We start from the raw sequence: 16,679 nt of genomic DNA, 5'->3' as shown, positions 1-16,679 counted from the left end.
TGAAAGCAGCTTGGTTCGTTCTACGTATAGGACAATCCGCTGACTCGGCGCTCACGTGCCAATGGGGAAGCCCTATACGCCGCCAACACCTGGCACGCTTGGCCCCGCCCAATCGGCGCGCTACTGCCGTCACGTAAATAGCTCAACGACAAGCCGCCAAACCCCATCCCCCTCTTAGCCAACCGTTGGCATTGTCACGCTCATCACCACAATCCGCCGCGTGATATTGCGCAGGGCTCAGGTGAAACCGACGGTCTGCATCGCGCGTCGGGAAGGCGCCGGGGCATCCGACAGGGAAATAGTCCGAGGGCTGGTCATCCCTGGCCTATGTGCTGATTGGCGGAGTCCTGGTGGGCACCGTGTTGACCCTGTTGTTTTTGCCGGCGCTGTGCAGCCTGGTGCTGGGGCGGGAGAAGCAGATAAGTGTCGAAACCTCCCACTTGACGGCCGGATAGCCTTCCGGGACACCGCTCTCCAAGGCTATACCGCCCCCCCTGTGGCGAGCGAGCTTGCTCGCGTTGGGCCGCGAAGCGGCCCCAGTCCAGGCGATGGGGATGTTCAGGTCAATCGCGTTGTTTGCTTCAGGGCTGCTGCGCAGCCCAACGCAAGCAAGCTCACTCGCCACAAAGGGAGATGCGATCATCGGCTAAGAGGGGCTCACCCACACTGAACGGATGAGCGCCTATCCCGGTCAGCGCTTTGAAAGCTCCATGATCATCCGGCTCAGCAAGTAGACCCGCGGCGCGACACTTTCCACTTCCGCATATTCTTCAGGCGTATGAATGTTGCCGCCGACAATCCCAAAGCCATCCAACGTCGGTGTCCCGACCCCGGCCGACAAACTCGCATCCGCCGCGCCACCACTGCCTTCAATCGTCAACTGTTTGCCCAATTCCGCATAAATGCCTTGGGCAATCGCCACCAACTTGTCTGACTCCGGTGTCTGCGGCATCGGTGGCAAGCCGCGTTGCAAACTGGTCTTCACTTGCGTCTCGGGAATCAACTTGTTGGCCGATACCCGCGCCAGATCTTTTTCGATCCGATCGAACTCTTCGGGTAACGCCGCACGCACGTCGGCCTTGGCGATGGCTTGATCGGGGATGACATTAGTGCGATCCCCGGCCTTGATCACAGTGAAGTTGATGGTGGTTTTCTTCTCTTCATCCCCCAGCTTGCCCAGTTGCAGGATCTGGTGCGCGGCTTCCATGGCGGCGTTGCGCCCCAGTTCCGGAGCGACGCCGGCGTGGGCGGCCTTGCCTTTGACTTCGACCACCGCAGTGGCGCTGCCTTTGCGCCATACCACCAGGCCGTCCGCCGGCCGGCCGGGCTCCAGGTTCAGGGTGACGTCGTGGGCCTTGGCGGTATTGCGGATCAGCTCGGAGGCGGCGTCGGAGCCGGTTTCTTCGCTGGCGTCGAGCAGGAAGGTGATTTGCGCATAGTCCTTGAAGCCTTGGTTTTTCAGGACCTTGAGTGCGTAGATACCGGCGACGATGCCGCCCTTGTCATCCATCACGCCGGGGCCATAAGCGCGGCCGTCCTTGATGTGGAACGGGCGCTCGGCAGCGGAGCCTTCCTTGAATACGGTGTCCATGTGGGCCATCAGCAGGATCCTGGCCTTGCCGGTGCCCTTGAGGGTGGCAATCACATGGCTGCTGTTGGCGGCCGCATCCGGCACGCGCTCGATACTGAAGCCCAACTGCTGGAGTTCATCGACGGCAATGTCACTGACCTGGGTCAGGCCCGGCCCGTAGCCGGAGCCCGAGTCGATATTCACCAGGCGCTCGAGCAGTTTCAGGGCATCGGCCTTGTACTGTTCGGCGTCTGCCTGGATCTGTTTATGGGGTTCGGCGCTGTAGGCCGGGAGCGTGAAGGACAAGGCCAGGGTCGCGGCCAGAAGGGTACGGGGGAAGGTAAAAAGCATGCAACGGTCCTTGTTTTTATAGGGAGGTCACGCCACACCCTACCCCACTAGACCGACCGCAACCAAGCCCCCTGCACCGCACTGACGCAGTTGCGCCCGCTGCTCTTGGCTTCGTACAACGCCAGGTCAGCGTCATTGAGCCAACTGGTGGAGTCGGCATGCGTGAGTTGATAAGGGGCCAGGCCGATGCTCAAGCTGGCGCGCAAGGTCGGGTCCTGGGCGTAGGCCAGCGCGTTGAAGCGATCACGCAGGGCGTCCATCACTTCGGTGGCACGGTTGAGCGGCATGCCCGGCAGGATCACGCAGAACTCATCACCGCCGTAGCGCCCGGCCAGGTCGGCGACACGCAGGTTCTGGCGCAGCACCTTGCTGAGCTGGCGCAGGACGATATCGCCAGTGACATGGCCGTAGGTGTCGTTGATCACCTTGAAATGATCGATGTCGATCAACGCAATGGCCGCGCCCTGCTGCTCGCGCCGACAGCGCTGAAACTCGATTTCCAGATGGTCCTTCCAGGCGCCATGGTTGAGCAGGCCAGACAGGCTGTCGGTGCGGCTCAGGGCCAGCAGTTCGCGCTTATGCCGTGCAAGGTTCAAGGCCTGGCGGTAGCAGATCCAGCCCAGGGCCAGCGGGTAAAGCATGAGGATCGGCAGGCACGCATAGAGCTGTGCCGGCGTGGTCAAGGCAATGAACGCGGGCGTGAATATCAGCAGTGATACGCCAATCCCCAGCCCCTGTGCCACCCAGCCCATCAGCATGAAACGCGGGCCGCCGATGGCGACGTTGTTCATGGTCATCATCGACAGGGTGGTGACGCTGGGCAACGGGTTGAAGTGCATGGCACCGACCCAGAAGCCGCCGCAAAAGGAGTCGAACAGAAGGTTGCGGCGTTCACTGCGCAGGGCCTGGGGCGCGCGCAATGTGGACTGAAAGGCCAGGTGCGGCCATACGAAGGCGTTGAGGATCATCCAGACCCACACCCATAGGGGCGGGTTCACTGGATACATGCCAAACGCCACGCACACAAAGCCGAGCGTCAGCCCCAGGGTGCGGGATTTATACAAGCGTGTAGCGAGTGGAAATCCCTTTCCTCCGGCGGCCGGCATGCTCTGATGATCCTATATGAATGCCTGGAGTCTATCAGGGCGGCGGCAATACGCCACTACCGCTTATAAGCTTACAGCCCTGCCGGGGAAAAACCCCGCGCCAGCATCAACGCCACCCCCAGCAACAGCGCGGCCGTGACCCGTTGTAACAACACCCGCCGCCGGGGGTTTTCCAGCACGTGCCGGATACGCTGGCCGAAATAGCAGTACAGGCAACCGCTGGCACATTGCAGCAGCAGGAAGGTCAGCCCGAGGATGGCGATGTCCATCGTCGAGCGGTGCGCCCCTGCCCCGGCGAATTGTGGGAACACGGCGCTGAACATAATGAGGGTCTTGGGGTTGGAAAACCCCGTCAGCAAGCCCTTGCCGAACAGGCCGCGCGCGCCCTCGACACTGCCGGCGGTGTCGATTGGCAGGCCGCTGCTGGTCCACTGCTTGTAGGCCAGGTAGAGGATATAGGCCACGCCGACAATCTGGATGCCCTGGGTAATCGCCAGGTTGCCCTTGATCAGTTCGGAAAACCCCACGGCGAAGATCAGGATCGAGATCAGGTACGACACGCTGGCACCGACCTGCGCCGGGATCGAATTGCGCAACCCGCCCTTCAAGCCCAGGCCCAGCAGCAACAGGGTCATGGGGCCTGGGCTGAACGTCAGGGTGGTGCAAAACAGCAGAAAGTAGAGAAACGAAGATAGCGTCAATGCGCTGGTCATGGCCCTGGCTCCTGGGATCAGACAGCCGCAGATGGGCCGGATGCCGCGCAGTCTAGGCCAGCGGCATTGCGCAAGGCAGGTAAAGTAATGCCTAATTCGCCCGAACTTCACCGGTAAAATGACCGGCAAAGACAAGGAAGCCTTATGTTGGTAACCCCCATCGCTTTTGTCGATGGCACCCCCAAGGTGCAGCAGATTGTCGACGCGTTCAGCCAGTCCATCGAGCAAGGCGAATGGGCACCCGGCAGTAAATTGCCGTCGGTACGTGAGTTGACCGAGACCCTGGGCGTCAGCAAATTCACCCTCAACGAAGCGCTGGATCGCCTGCGCGGGCGCAACCTGCTGACGTCCAGCCAAGGCCGCGGTTTCTTCGTGGCGATGGACACCGCCCGCCCCGCCTCGGCGGCCTGGGTCGACCTGCTGCCCCAGGACCTGCTCAGTGTGTTGCGACGGCCCTTGGTCAGCGCCGGCAGCGACCTGCGCCCCGGCAGCGGCCACTTACCGGAAAGCTGGCTGGACAGCGAGGCGATTCGCCAGGCGATGCGCAGCGTCGTACGTGCGCCATCGCTGCGTATCGCCGGGCTGGGCACGCCGGCCGGGCTGTTGCCGTTGCGCCAGGCGCTGCAACATAAGCTGCACGGCGAAGGCTTGTCGGTACCGGTGGAGCAAATCATCACCACCCCCAACACCGTGCAGGGCCTGGACATGCTGATGCGCTTGCTCGCGCGCCCCGGCGACACGGTGCTGCTGGACGCACCGTGCTACTTCAACTTCCACGCCAACCTGGCCCTGCACGGGGTCAAGGTGTTGACGATCCAACGTCGTCCCGACGGTTTCGACTTCGCCGCCCTCGAACAGCTGCTGGCCGAGCACCGCCCCAGCCTGTACCTGACCACCAGCGTGCTGCACAACCCCACCGGGCATTCCTTCAGCCCTGGCCAGGCGTTTCGCCTGCTGCAACTGACCCAGCGCTACCACTGCCATATCATCGAGGATGACCTCTACGGCGACCTTCACCCCAACCCGCCGCCCCGCCTGGCCGCCCTCGCCGGGCTCGACCAGGTCACCTACCTGTCAGGCTTCTCCAAGATCCTCAGCGCCAACACCCGCGTCAGCTACGTGGTGGCGGCGCCACAATTGGCGGCGAACCTGACCCACATGAAGTTGATGAGCGGCGGCGTGACCTCCGAGCTGTTCGAGCAGATCGTCTACCGCATGCTCAGCGAAGGCAGCTACGCCAAACATCGCAAGCGCATGGTGCAGCGCCTGACGGAGGCCGGTGGGCGGGTGGAGCAATGGCTCAAGCGGTGCGGCTGTGAACTGCCGATGGGGTATGAAGGCGGGATGTTCATCTGGACGCGCCTGCCCGCCGGTGTGGACGGCGAGCGCTTGGCCCAGGTCGCATTGAAGCAAGGCATGGTGCTGGCGCCCGGCGCACTGTTCGGCTACGACCCGGCCCATCGCGACTCGATGCGCTTCAATGTCGCCCACAGTGATGAAGCGCAGGTGCGGCAGCTGTTCGAGGCGCTGCTGCTCAAGGCGTGACGCGCCCCAGCCGTGCCAGGTGCAGCCGGACGCAACGCCCTGGCTTCCTCCAACAGTGTCTGGATCACCTGCTCCTGCTCGTCATAACGGCCCTCTCCCCAATGGCTGTAGCGCCTTTTGCCGGTGGCGTCGAAGAAGTAATGGGCCGGCCAGGCCTGGTTGTCGAACGCCTGCCAGATCCTGAAGTCGTTATCGATAGCCACCGGGTACCCGATCCCCAGTTTCTTCACCTGCTGACGCACGTTATCCAGCACTTTTTCGTGGTCGTACTCGGGGGTGTGCACGCCGATCACCACCAGGCCGTCCTTGGCATACTTGTTCGCCCACTGGTTCACGTACGGCAAGCTGCGCTGACAGTTGATGCAGTCGTAGGTCCAGAACTCCACCAACACCACTTTGCCCTTCAGCGCGGCCGCATCAAGCGGCGCTGAGTTGAGCCAGGCCACGGCACCGTCCAGGGACGGCATGGTCGGGTTGGACTGGCTGAAAGGCTCGGCGTCGACGGCTTTGGGCAGCAAGTAACATAAGGCAGCGGCCAGGGCCAGGCTCGCGAATAAACAGCAGATGGTCCGGGTCTTCATCACAGCGTCCTCGGCAGGTGTTCGATGACGTCCATTGAGCCTGCGCGAGGTATCCGGATTGTGTCGAAAAAAGCCCGCGGTATCGGTATTTTAGCCTCACCGTGTATCTGCTTATCGCCAGATACACTGGCATACAAAGGGCACAAGGCAAGGCACCGGGCAGTGACTAGACTGCGCAGCAATAATGACTGCTTGAGGAAAACAGCATGGACCACGTCGATCACATCCTGATCGTGGATGACGACCGGGAGATCCGCGAACTGCTCGGTCATTACCTGAAGAAAAACGGCATGCGCACCAGCGTGGTCGGCGACGGTCGCCAGATGCGCAGCTTCCTCGACACCACCCCGGTGGACCTGATCGTGCTGGATATCATGATGCCCGGCGACGATGGCTTGCAGCTGTGCCGGGAACTGCGGGTCGGCAAGCACAAGGGCACGCCGGTGCTGATGCTCACCGCGCGCAACGATGAAACCGACCGCATCATCGGCCTGGAAATGGGCGCGGATGATTACCTGGTCAAACCCTTCGCCGCACGCGAGCTGCTGGCCCGGATCAACGCGGTGCTGCGCCGCACGCGCATGCTGCCGCCGAACCTGGTGGTCAGCGAAACCGGGCGCCTGATCCGTTTCGGGCGCTGGCGCCTGGACACCACCGCGCGCCATCTGCTCGATACCGACGACACCCAGGTGGCCCTGAGCGGCGCGGAATATCGCCTGCTGCGCGTGTTCCTGGATCACCCGCAACGGGTACTCAGCCGCGACCAGTTGCTCAACCTGACCCAGGGTCGCGACGCGGACCTATACGACCGCTCCATCGACCTGCTGGTCAGCCGCCTGCGCCAGCGCCTGCTGGATGATGCCCGCGAACCGGCCTATATCAAGACCGTGCGCAGCGAGGGTTATGTATTCTCCCTGCCGGTGGAAATCCTCGGGGCCGGACAATGAAGTGGCGCCTCGGCTGGCCACGCACGCTGGCGTCGCAGTTGTCGCTGATCTTTCTGGTCAGCCTGGTGTGTGCCCATGGCCTGTCCTTCAGTGCGCAGTTCTACGAGCGCTATATCAGCGCGCGCACCACGATGCTGGATAACCTGGAAAACGATGTGGCCACCTCGGTGGCAATCCTCGACCGCCTGCCCGCCAATGAGCGCGCCAGCTGGCTGCCGCGCCTGGACCGGCAGAACTATCGCTACCTGCTCAATGCCGGCGAAAGCGGCGAACCGATGAACAGTGATGACATACCAATGGCGGCCGCGTCGATCAGGCATGCCCTGGGCGAGCATTACCCCCTGACCTTGCGCACGATCCCCGGCCTACAGAAACACTTTCAGGCGCACCTGACGCTGGCTGATGGCAACCCGATCACCCTCGACGTACGCCCCGCCGCCCCGCCCGTTGCACACTGGTTGCCGGTGGTGCTGGTCCTGCAACTGGCGCTGCTGCTCGGCTGTACCTGGGCGGCCGTGCGCCTGGCCATCCGCCCGCTGACCCGTCTGGCCCGCGCCGTGGAAACCCTCGACCCGAACGCCCACCCGACGCCCCTGGACGAAACCGGCCCCACCGAAGTCGCCCACGCCGCGGTCGCGTTCAATGCCATGCAGCAACGCATTGCCGAGTACCTCAAGGAACGCATGCAGATCCTTGCGGCGATTTCCCACGACCTGCAAACCCCCATCACCCGCATGAAACTGCGCGCCGAACTCATGGAAGACTCCACCGACCGCGACAAACTGTGGAGCGACCTCGGCGAAATGGAGCATCTGGTGCGCGAAGGCGTGGCCTACGCGCGCAGCGTGCACGGCGCCAGCGAGGCCAGTGCACGTATCAACCTCGACGCATTCCTCGACAGCCTGGTGTTTGACTATCAGGACATGAACAAACACGTCAGCCTGTCTGGCAGAAGCGCTCGGGTCTTCGACACCCGCCCCCACGCACTGCGCCGCGTGCTGGTCAACCTGGTGGACAACGCGCTGAAATTTGCCGGCAGCGCCGAGCTGGAAGTGGGCGCTACGGCGACGGGCGAACTGTCGATCAAGGTGCTGGACCGCGGCCCCGGGATTGCCGAGGGTGAACTGACGCAAGTGCTGCAGCCGTTTTACCGGGTGGAAAACTCACGCAATCGTGGCACCGGCGGCACGGGGCTGGGGTTGGCAATTGCGCAACAACTGGTGGTGGCGATTGGCGGGACGCTGACCTTGAGCAATCGTCTGGGCGGCGGGTTGTGTGCCGAGATTCGCCTGGGTCGGCCAGTCAGTCGGCCGCGCAAAGACTTATAATGCGAAGGGGCTTGGTCGACACCTCACGATCCTCCACATATGGCAAATACTAAACTGCCACCACGGACAAAGACCGCTTCACCTAAATTACTTATCACGCATTAAAAAACTGCACTAGCATATGTCTACAGCTGCACAAACACCCCCGCGCGCGCCCCCCGCTCACCGCGTTCACTCCTATAAAATAAACGGACGAATGTTAAAATTTGTCACGTTTTTCCGTAATCAATTCGATTAGTATCTAAACGCTAGCAGCGATTGAACTGTCGACCTTGCATGCCGGAAAAGGGAGTAGGTGATGCATTTTTCCAACGTCCTCGCTATTGCACGGACTCCGTCTAAAACCGAGGATTTTAGAGCGCTTATAGTTCGCACTGTACCGAATGATTTAAAAGTCGATACACGTAGCTACGGCCAACTAGTTGACTCGCTGGATGACCCCATCAATTACCGCGCCATCATTATAGAAATCGATACGCCCTCTGCCAGCCATCAAACTCTGGACATCATAAAGAAGACACGAACCCAACATCCGGGTTGCATCATATGTGTCGTGGTGACATTTGCGTCCACCCAGAGCAAGACCAAATACTATTTGGCCGGCGCCGATTACTGCATCAAAGTAGTCGAAACTTCCCCCGAGAAAAAAATCGATTTAGTCGATGCGTTTCTGAATGAAACGTATCGGTCGGATTCTTGCGAACTGATCCTCGACCAGGACCGCATGTGCATTTACGGCGGCGGCCAAAAGTTAGAGATCTCCTTCGTTGAAATGAAGGTACTCGAAGCACTGATTCATAAGCGACTGCTCAGTCACGATGAAATCGCCGCGGTCATGGGCCTCAATACCAAGTTCTACGATTCCCGCGCCCTGGAAAAATCCATCAGCCGCCTGCGCAGCAAGATCAAGGCGCAATATGGCGAAAACATCATTCAGAATATTCGAGGCTACGGCTATAAATTAAGCCGCGGGATTATTTCTGCCAACCATCTGTACCCTGTCAAGGAGAGGTCGAATCGTGAATAGCGAGAAAAAATCACCTGCAGGCATTGCCGAGTTCAAGTTCCTGAGGCAGGCGATAGTTGAGCGAAATTGCACGCTATGGGGAAGTGAAACTCGCGTCGACAGCACGACCAACTTGCTCACTCTTGCGCATGGACTGCATCCGATGTGCCGTGAACAACTGCAATGTGCCTATCGTGAGGCCTTGCAACTGTTGACGCCACGTTCAACGAGCGCGACCCGAAAACTACCAGCGGCTTCGCGTTACCCGGCCATGCATAAGTTCCTGCGCATTGACCAATCGGCACTGATGTGCCCAGACATGCTCAAGCAGTTAATCCAAACTTCCGATACGTTGGAGCAGTACAAACAGCAACTCGTCATCAGCGTAGAAAACCCCTTGGACGCATTGCCAAGTCCAGTGGAGCGCAGGGCCATGGTGCGCCAGCTTTATACCCTGAAAGACCGCAGCGGTATCAAACTTGCCTACAATAACTACAAACTCGATACAAAGCCGGCTGACCTGCTGATAGAACTCAAGCTCTATGACTATATAAAAATGCCCTTTCCGGACACAGCCATCCGTTTGAGCCTAAATACGCACTCCGACCTGTTCAATCGGCTCTATGACCGTATGTTAGAGCTGATAAGCGTCACGCGAGTGTCATTTATCGCGGACCAGGTTGAATTTGCCGACAGTGCCATGCTCGCCAAACACCTGCCTTTTAATTACTTTCAGGGCGGTTATTACTCGCCCGCTGAAAGTTTATAGTTTTCTCCTCCCACTGATAACGGTGAACACGATGAGCTCACTCAAAAAGCACGCCTTCTCGCCCGCACCTGTGCCTATTGCGCTTCAGGATTTTGCACCCAACGTCGAGTTAACCTATCGCGACCACACTTATACTTTACGGGACAATACCGTGAGGGCCACGCTAACGTCTGCGGTGATCGACACTCCGTTGCATCACAACCACTACTTCACCCCACCGACAAGTCACTACATTGTCATTGATAAACTCAACTTCTCAACTACCCCGTCAACACCGTGCCTGCAAGCTGCTGCACAACCGTCCAGTGACAGCCACTTAAAATCTCAACTTACCAACACTAAGACACATCGCAATCTCCAGGAAAACAACGCTGACTTCACCGCGCTGCACACGCCGGACTTTTGGTTACTGACACAACAGGATCGGATACTGGTTAAAGGTGGCCTGCGTATTTCATTAACCACGATTGAATCGGCGCTGATCAAGAAGATGCTCCACCATGAAGAACGGGTGGTCAGCAAAGAGGAACTGATCCGCAACATCGGGCGCGAACCTGAACTGTATCGCGGTCTGGAAATGTGCCTTAGCCGCCTCCAGGAAAAATTCAAACGGGTTAACGACGGCGAGCGCTTGTTTCGTTCAGTGCGAAATCGAGGCTATTGTTTGACGCAGAAGATAAAAAAGTCACTGGAGCTCACCACGCAACGCCACTAAAACAAAAATAATACACTTACACAATAATCACCCTGCCACCCACCACCCTATTAAAACTGCCTTTTTATAACAACCCCCTCCTCGTCATACAGCTACTAGATACTGCCATGACCCTGTTATAAGTCGTCAGCTACTGCTCCCTACCGTTGATTACTATCCCCTTGTGCGCCTCTGCGCGCCTGTCGTTTGGTGGTTATTAACGCCACGTGTCGCTTAACTCTGCCACCACGAGTGGTCACCACTGGGAGCAGTAGCATGCTGAATAACCAAAGAATGCATCGTCATCTAACACCTAAGGGTTTGACCTTCTGGGGGCAATGGACACTGGCCTCCAGCCTGGTCGTGGCATTACTATTTGCATTGGTTGTTTTAAAGACCGGCCAACTTGACTATTACTATCGGGCATTGGCCGCTTTTACGATACTTGCCTCTCTACCGGCGTATATGTTGTGCGATGTGTACAGCAAGAAAGATGATTATGGCGTGGGCCTGGGGCGGCTCTTCATGGGCTGGCTGCTAACACTGATTATTTTATTAGCCGTGGGCATCGCCTGTAATGCCGGGGCACTGTTCCCCCTGGAGATCCTGTTACTGTGGGCCGCCACCAGCTACGCGCTACTAGCATTATGCTATATCCCTATTCATAGTCTTTCCCGTTATTACCACAACCAACTTCACGAGCGGCATAAATCGCTGATCGTCGGTACGGGCAAGCTCGCCGCAGACCTGGCCACCACCCTGTCCCGGCGTAAACGCTCGCCCCTGGTTGGCTTGGTCGGCGCCCGCGACACCGCTGCGCCGCAGCTGCAGTCGCAGATACTCGGCGAGCTGCCGGACCTGCCGCAGTTGATTCGCCAGCACGGTATCCGTCGGCTCTACATCACCCATTCACTGCAGGAAGCCACGCATATCGAGGCGTTGTACATCAACCTGTTGGACATCAGCGTGGATGTGATCTGGGTACCCGACCTCAATAACATGCTGCTGCTCAACCACTGCGTCGCCGAGGTGGATGGCTTGCCGGCGATTTTCCTCAATGAAAGCCCACTGACCAGCCGCCCGACCGCGGCCCTGAGCAAGTCGTTGCTGGACAAGAGCCTGGCATTGCTGGCGATCATCCTGCTAAGCCCGTTGTTGTTACTGTTCGCCGTGCTGATCAAGCTCACCTCTCCCGGCCCGGTGATTTTCAAACAGGACCGGCACGGCTGGAACGGCCAGGTGATCAAGGTGTGGAAATTCCGCTCGATGCGTGTGCATGACGACAAGGAAGTGCGCCAGGCCAGTCGCAACGATTCGCGCATCACCCCGGTGGGCCGCTTCATTCGCCGCACCTCCATCGATGAACTGCCGCAATTGTTCAACGTATTGCAGGGGCACATGGCGTTGGTCGGCCCACGCCCCCATGCGGTGGCGCACAACGACTACTACTCCGGGAAGATTCACGCGTACATGGCACGCCATCGCATCAAGCCCGGTATCACCGGCCTGGCACAGATCAATGGTTGCCGCGGGGAAACGGAGACCCTGGAGAAGATGCAAAAACGCGTCGACATCGACCTGCGCTACATCAACAACTGGTCACTGTGGCTGGACATCAAGATCCTGCTGAAAACGCCGTTTACGCTGCTGTCCAAAGACATCTACTAGATCACTGTGGCGAGCGGGCTTGCCCGTTAAGGCTTTTTGTAGGAGCGAGCTTGCTCGCGAAGAACTCACAGGCGCCGCGTTCATTCAGGAAACACGCGTTATCGTTGACGTTTTTCGCGAGCAAGCTCGCTCCTACAGAAGCCGATTAGGGCTTGCCCTCATGCCGTTCAGTTAAGGCTTTTTTGTAGGAGCGAGCTTGCTCGCGAAGAATTCACAGGCGCCGCGTTCATTCAGGAAGCACGCGTTATCGTTAACGTTTTTCGCGAGCAAGCTCGCTCCTACAGAAGCCGATTAGGGCTTGCCCTCATGCCGTTCAGTTAAGGTTTTTTGTAGGAGCGAGCTTGCTCGCGAAGAACTCACAGGCGCTGCGTTCATTCAGGAAGCACGCGTTATCGTTGTTTTTCGCGAGCACGCCGGCCCACAGAGCCGATTAGCAAGCCCGCATGCCGTTCAGTTAAGGCTTTTTTGTAGGAGCGAGCTTGCTCGCGAAGAACTCACAGGCGCCGCGTTCATTCAGGAAACACGCGTTATCGTTGACGTTTTTCGCGAGCGCCTCGCTCCTACAGAAGCCGATTAGGGCTTGCCCTCATGCCATTCAGTTAAAGCTTTTTTGTAGGAGCGAGCTTGCTCGCGAAGAACTCACAGGCGCCGCGTTCATTCAAGAAGCACGCGTTATCGTTGACGTTTTTCGCGAGCAAGCTCGCTCCTACAGAAGCCGATTAGGGCAAGCCCGCATGCCGTTCAGTTAAGGCTTTTTTGTAGGAGCGAGCTTGCTCGCGAAGAATTCACAGGCGCCGCGTTCATTCAGGAAGCACGCGTTATCGTTGACGTTTTTCGCGAGCAAGCTCGCTCCTACAGAAGCCGATTAGGGCAAGCCCGCATGCCACAAGGGCTACTGCCTACTCAGTGATCTTCTCGAAGTTCTTGTAGAACAGGTCACTGTCACGCCCATCGGTCATCGAATGCAGTGAGTACGCGCGGTTGAGTCGCGCACCGCCATCACGCGTCAGCGGTGCCCACACCAGGTTGGCGCGGCGCAGGGTCGACAGGCTCATCAACTCATCGAAGGGAATCGACAGGTACAGGCCCTTGTCGAAACTGCCTTCACCGAAGGCTTCCTTGGAGGCCGTGGTCCGCGTGACCCACGCGCCAATACGCACGCCATTGTTGAATTGCCGCGACAGGTCAAGGGTCGCGCCCCAATCCCGCGCCAGGTAGCGGCCGACACTCAGTGCGCCCTGGGTGTTGAACGGCAAGTCGGTGTAGCCGGTGATATGGCCGGTGAGCGTGCGGTAGTCGCGCAGGCTGAAGTCCTGCTCGAACCCGCGCTGGCGCACATAGTTCAGGTCAGCCCCCAGCGCCCAGCGCTGGCCCATCGGCCGGTACAGCACTTCACTGCCGACACCGGCATACATCGACTCCAGCAAACCGCCGTAGACCATGCCGTAGAGGTCCTGGTCCAACTGCACCGCACGGTTGAGCTGAAAGGTCGGCAAGGTCACATCGGACGTGGTCATGTACTTGCGCAGATCGGTACGTACCCGTGGCAAGCCACTGGGCGCGTCGTAGGTGAAGCCATCGTAGTTGTTCAGCAGGTTGACGCTAAGCAAGCCGCTCCACCAGGTGTTGCGGGTGAAACGGTACTCGGCGTCGAGGTCGGCGGAAACCTGGTAGAGCAAGCCATCCGGGCCGCCGACGTTCTGCTTGTAGCCCAGCCCGGCGCCGTAGCTCAGGGGGTTGGCGGATTGGGTGTAGAGCACCGTCTGGTTGTGCGCGCTGGCACGATTGACTTCGGTCTGGCGGTGCAGGTCCTGCAAGTCCTCGCGGTTGGCGACCACCTCACGAAACGTCTCGCGGGGCACGCTGGTTTCTTCGATCGGCATCGCGTACCGCTCGCTGACCAGGGTGAACCAGCTGATCTGGTCATTGACACTGTTGTCGAGGATACGACTGGCGCGGCCCACGGCCTTGGCGCCATGGAAATAGCGCTGTTGCTCGCCATACACCAGCAACTCCGGCCCGCGCTGGGCGATGCGCTGGACGTTATAGCCGGCATTGTCCTGCAAGCGCTTGGACACTGCCGCCCAATCCACCTGGTCCATGGGCGTGGTCGGTGCCTGCGCGGGCAGTGGCGGCGGCGGTGGGTCATACGTCTTGACCGGTGCCTTGCGGCTGACGAAGTTGGTGTGCAGGGTAATCCCGAACATGGCGGTGTTGCCCCGCTCCCAGGCGGCACTCAGGTCGATGGAGTCGGCGACCTTGAAGACCAGGCCAAGGTTGATCGGCGAGTCCTGGCGCTGGTTGTTATCACGCGGCTCGTGCTGGTAGTCATTGCCCTCGTATTCAAGCTTGAGGCTCAGCGGCGCCCAGGGTGTCTGGTAGGCGACGCCTCCAAACAGCGCCGGCCGGCCGCGAAAATATCCGTTGGAAAAACTGCCGGAGCCTTCGGCCGTGGGTCGCTGGTTGAAACGATCATCCAGCGCGCCCAACGGGTTGCCCAAATCGCCACGGCTGCCCATGTAGCCCCAGGCAATACCGGCACTGAAATCCACATCGCCATAGCGCTTGTTGGCCACCAGGTACTCGCTGGAAAACAGCCCCGTACCGCCCAAGTCCATCATCCCCAACGCGACCTGGGGCAGCCAGTGGCTCTCCTCATACAGGCGCACTTTGGCATCGACGGCCTTGTCCTTATAGCTCTGGCCGCCACTGAACGACTCAGGGCCATAGGGGCGGTTGGTGATCGCGGTGTAGCGGAAGGTGCCTTCAAGCCAGTCCAGCGGCTGCGCCGAAAAACTGTAGCGGCTGTAGGGGTCGGTGCGGCTGGCATTCACGCTGAGTTCGCCAACCGGGGCCATGCGTGCGGTGGGGGTTTGCAGCAGCCCGACGCCGCCGAAATCATTCTGGGTGTAACGGGGTTCGCCATGCGCGACGCCACAGGGCACCAGCAGCACGGCCGCAATACATAATTTCAAGGCGTGACCTCGGCCAGGGGTTGGGTGGCGAGAAACTCGGCCAGTTGCTGGTTCAACTCGGGGGTGGGCGGCTCCAGGTCGTCGCTGCGCAGCGGCACCAGCACGGTGCTGCCCGGTGCCGGCGCGGCGCCCTCCTCGCGGTTCCATGGGGCAATGCCCAGGCGGGTGACGTGGCCGTCTGGCTGGATCAGCCACAGGTAGTCGCTATCGGCCCCCGCCACGGGCGGGCATTCATCCAGGTAATCACGGGCCTGGCGCTGCGCCTGGAAGGCCACCGTGCATGACGCCGCGACGGCGCCGAGGATGCGCACGCTTGCGGGCCTGGGTGGATAGATCAACTGGTCGCCATCGTTGACGCGCGGGTTTGGCGCAAAGCCGACCTCTACCGCCACCGGGTCCAGCACCGCGACTTGCCGGCCGGTCACCGGCAGTGCCTGCACCTGCTGATAAAGGCGCGCCGCCTGAACGGCGCGGTTCTCGCGCCCGGCGTCCAACGCGGCGTTGCGCAATGTCTGAAGGTCAAACAGCACACCGGCCTTGAGGCGTGCCTGGCGTTCCAGCAACGGCCGGCGCAGCCAGGCCGCACCCAGCCAGTAGCCCTCGGCATCCGGCTGCGACGCGATGATCACGTCGAGCAAGCGGGCCTCGGGAGCCAAGGGGATCGGCCCCGGATGAAGCACTTGACCGCTGACGGTCATGGCGGCCTGGCATGCGCCGGCACAGCTCCACGCCAATGCCAGTACCCAGCGTCTACGGCAGCTCATCGGGCCTCCTTGCGTGCGGGTTGCAATTGGGTGATTTTCAAGGTGAGGCGCGGGCTGAGGTGTTGTTCGCTTTGCACGATAAAACCGTCACGGGGGTCGACCCAGTAACGGTTGCGCGCCCGAAAGCCCAGGGCGGCGGCTTCGATGTCTTCATCCACGCGCAGCAAGGTGTAGGGTTTGTCGAGGATATCGACGGTCTCCAGGCCCTCGCGGGTCAGGCGGCTGGTGACGCTGATGCCGACGCGATAACCGTCCACCAGGTCGATCCGCCGCGTACTGCGATAGCCATCCGGCACGCGGTGCAGGCCCTGTTGGAAGGGCGACGGGCCGTCCCAGTGCGTGCCGTCCAGGTCAGTGCCCAGGCCTACGGTGCGCACCACCAGGCCGTCGCGCAGCAACAGCACCTGCTTGCCGGACGCGACCCAGAATTGCAGGTCGCCGCGCTGGCGAATCATCGCCATCACCCCTTCGCTGGACACCGTCTTCACCTGGATCTGGGGAAACGGCACGGCGTCCACCTGGGCCTGGGTCAGCTCCAGGGGCGAAGGCCCCGAGACCGCCGCCTCAAAGGTGTCGAGCGAGGCCTGCATCAGCGGATTGCAGCCAGCCAACAGCCACGCCAACCCCGCGTACGTACCGATTTTCAGACTGTTCACGCAGGT

At 60.2% G+C, this 16,679-nt stretch carries 13 protein-coding genes and 1 pseudogene; 7 read left to right on the top strand and 7 right to left on the bottom strand.

Translation table 11 applies throughout. From position 1 onward, the window contains the following. Window positions 1-691 precede the first annotated feature (691 nt). From QU606_RS16445 to QU606_RS16435, 3 genes are all read right to left on the bottom strand, one after another. Window positions 692-1,921 carry a M20/M25/M40 family metallo-hydrolase gene (locus QU606_RS16445; RefSeq protein WP_024074927.1) on the bottom strand — a complete coding sequence of 410 codons (1,230 nt, stop codon included), beginning with the start codon at window positions 1,919-1,921 and terminating at the stop codon, window positions 692-694. A gap of 47 nt (window positions 1,922-1,968) precedes the next feature. Further along, window positions 1,969-3,027 carry a diguanylate cyclase gene (locus QU606_RS16440; protein WP_024074926.1) on the bottom strand — a complete coding sequence of 353 codons (1,059 nt, stop codon included), beginning with the start codon at window positions 3,025-3,027 and terminating at the stop codon, window positions 1,969-1,971. 71 nt (window positions 3,028-3,098) lie between these two features. After that, entirely contained in the window at window positions 3,099-3,740 is a 642-nt protein-coding gene (locus QU606_RS16435) for a LysE family translocator (RefSeq protein WP_304998601.1), read from the bottom strand. Between the two features lie 144 nt (window positions 3,741-3,884). Between QU606_RS16435 and QU606_RS16430 the strand changes: the two genes are divergently transcribed. Further along, window positions 3,885-5,285, top strand: coding sequence for a PLP-dependent aminotransferase family protein (locus QU606_RS16430; RefSeq protein ID WP_304998600.1), 1,401 nt, complete (start codon window positions 3,885-3,887; stop codon window positions 5,283-5,285). Window positions 5,286-5,320: 35 nt separating this feature from the next. Here QU606_RS16430 and QU606_RS16425 read toward each other — a convergent pair. After that, a pseudogene (locus QU606_RS16425) lies at window positions 5,321-5,755 on the bottom strand (thioredoxin family protein); the annotation flags it as partial. A gap of 317 nt (window positions 5,756-6,072) precedes the next feature. Here QU606_RS16425 and QU606_RS16420 point away from each other — a divergent pair. From QU606_RS16420 to QU606_RS16395, 6 genes are all read left to right on the top strand, one after another. After that, window positions 6,073-6,813, top strand: a complete 741-nt coding sequence (locus QU606_RS16420; RefSeq protein ID WP_069076425.1) for a response regulator — start codon at window positions 6,073-6,075, stop codon at window positions 6,811-6,813. Then, the gene (locus QU606_RS16415) at window positions 6,810-8,141 is read left to right on the top strand and encodes an ATP-binding protein (protein WP_304998599.1); all 1,332 of its coding nucleotides are present in this window, start codon (window positions 6,810-6,812) and stop codon (window positions 8,139-8,141) included. Before QU606_RS16420 ends, QU606_RS16415 begins: the two co-directional genes overlap by 4 nt. Before the next feature lie 298 nt (window positions 8,142-8,439). Further along, the gene (locus QU606_RS16410; protein WP_150055737.1) at window positions 8,440-9,168 is read left to right on the top strand and encodes a winged helix-turn-helix domain-containing protein; all 729 of its coding nucleotides are present in this window, start codon (window positions 8,440-8,442) and stop codon (window positions 9,166-9,168) included. Next, window positions 9,161-9,916: a hypothetical protein gene (locus tag QU606_RS16405; RefSeq protein WP_304998598.1), complete on the top strand. Its 756-nt coding sequence runs from the start codon at window positions 9,161-9,163 to the stop codon at window positions 9,914-9,916. Before QU606_RS16410 ends, QU606_RS16405 begins: the two co-directional genes overlap by 8 nt. A gap of 31 nt (window positions 9,917-9,947) precedes the next feature. Next, complete coding sequence (locus QU606_RS16400; protein ID WP_024074918.1) at window positions 9,948-10,631, top strand: winged helix-turn-helix domain-containing protein; 684 nt, start codon at window positions 9,948-9,950, stop codon at window positions 10,629-10,631. Window positions 10,632-10,886: 255 nt separating this feature from the next. Beyond that, window positions 10,887-12,278 (top strand): undecaprenyl-phosphate glucose phosphotransferase, encoded by a 1,392-nt coding sequence (locus QU606_RS16395; RefSeq protein ID WP_069076429.1) that lies wholly within the window; start codon window positions 10,887-10,889, stop codon window positions 12,276-12,278. Between the two features lie 899 nt (window positions 12,279-13,177). Here QU606_RS16395 and QU606_RS16390 read toward each other — a convergent pair. Genes QU606_RS16390 through QU606_RS16380 form a run of 3 tightly spaced genes read right to left on the bottom strand, consistent with a single transcriptional unit; the run spans window position 13,178 to window position 16,673 of the window. Further along, window positions 13,178-15,253: a YjbH domain-containing protein gene (locus QU606_RS16390; protein ID WP_304998597.1), complete on the bottom strand. Its 2,076-nt coding sequence runs from the start codon at window positions 15,251-15,253 to the stop codon at window positions 13,178-13,180. After that, window positions 15,250-16,017 (bottom strand): capsule biosynthesis GfcC family protein, encoded by a 768-nt coding sequence (locus QU606_RS16385; protein ID WP_102624862.1) that lies wholly within the window; start codon window positions 16,015-16,017, stop codon window positions 15,250-15,252. Before QU606_RS16385 ends, QU606_RS16390 begins: the two co-directional genes overlap by 4 nt. Next, window positions 16,014-16,673: a YjbF family lipoprotein gene (locus tag QU606_RS16380; RefSeq protein ID WP_370531102.1), complete on the bottom strand. Its 660-nt coding sequence runs from the start codon at window positions 16,671-16,673 to the stop codon at window positions 16,014-16,016. The genes QU606_RS16385 and QU606_RS16380 overlap by 4 nt, the downstream gene beginning before the upstream one ends. Window positions 16,674-16,679: the final 6 nt, after the last annotated feature.

It is taken from the genome of Pseudomonas sp. OVF7 (assembly GCF_030644265.1).
GTDB classification, from domain to species: Bacteria; Pseudomonadota; Gammaproteobacteria; order Pseudomonadales; family Pseudomonadaceae; genus Aquipseudomonas; species Aquipseudomonas gorinensis.
This window is presented reverse-complemented; position numbering and strand designations above follow the sequence as displayed.

What these genes read in the sequence shown, in the direction of transcription:
- QU606_RS16445 (WP_024074927.1), bottom strand. Translation starts at nt 1,921, where the DNA reads ATGCTTTTTACCTTCCCCCGTACCCTTCTGGCCGCGACCCTGGCCTTG.
- QU606_RS16440 (WP_024074926.1), bottom strand. Translation starts at nt 3,027, where the DNA reads ATGCCGGCCGCCGGAGGAAAGGGATTTCCACTCGCTACACGCTTGTAT.
- QU606_RS16435 (WP_304998601.1), bottom strand. Translation starts at nt 3,740, where the DNA reads ATGACCAGCGCATTGACGCTATCTTCGTTTCTCTACTTTCTGCTGTTT.
- QU606_RS16430 (WP_304998600.1), top strand. Translation starts at nt 3,885, where the DNA reads ATGTTGGTAACCCCCATCGCTTTTGTCGATGGCACCCCCAAGGTGCAG.
- QU606_RS16420 (WP_069076425.1), top strand. Translation starts at nt 6,073, where the DNA reads ATGGACCACGTCGATCACATCCTGATCGTGGATGACGACCGGGAGATC.
- QU606_RS16415 (WP_304998599.1), top strand. Translation starts at nt 6,810, where the DNA reads ATGAAGTGGCGCCTCGGCTGGCCACGCACGCTGGCGTCGCAGTTGTCG.
- QU606_RS16410 (WP_150055737.1), top strand. Translation starts at nt 8,440, where the DNA reads ATGCATTTTTCCAACGTCCTCGCTATTGCACGGACTCCGTCTAAAACC.
- QU606_RS16400 (WP_024074918.1), top strand. Translation starts at nt 9,948, where the DNA reads ATGAGCTCACTCAAAAAGCACGCCTTCTCGCCCGCACCTGTGCCTATT.
- QU606_RS16395 (WP_069076429.1), top strand. Translation starts at nt 10,887, where the DNA reads ATGCTGAATAACCAAAGAATGCATCGTCATCTAACACCTAAGGGTTTG.
- QU606_RS16385 (WP_102624862.1), bottom strand. Translation starts at nt 16,017, where the DNA reads ATGAGCTGCCGTAGACGCTGGGTACTGGCATTGGCGTGGAGCTGTGCC.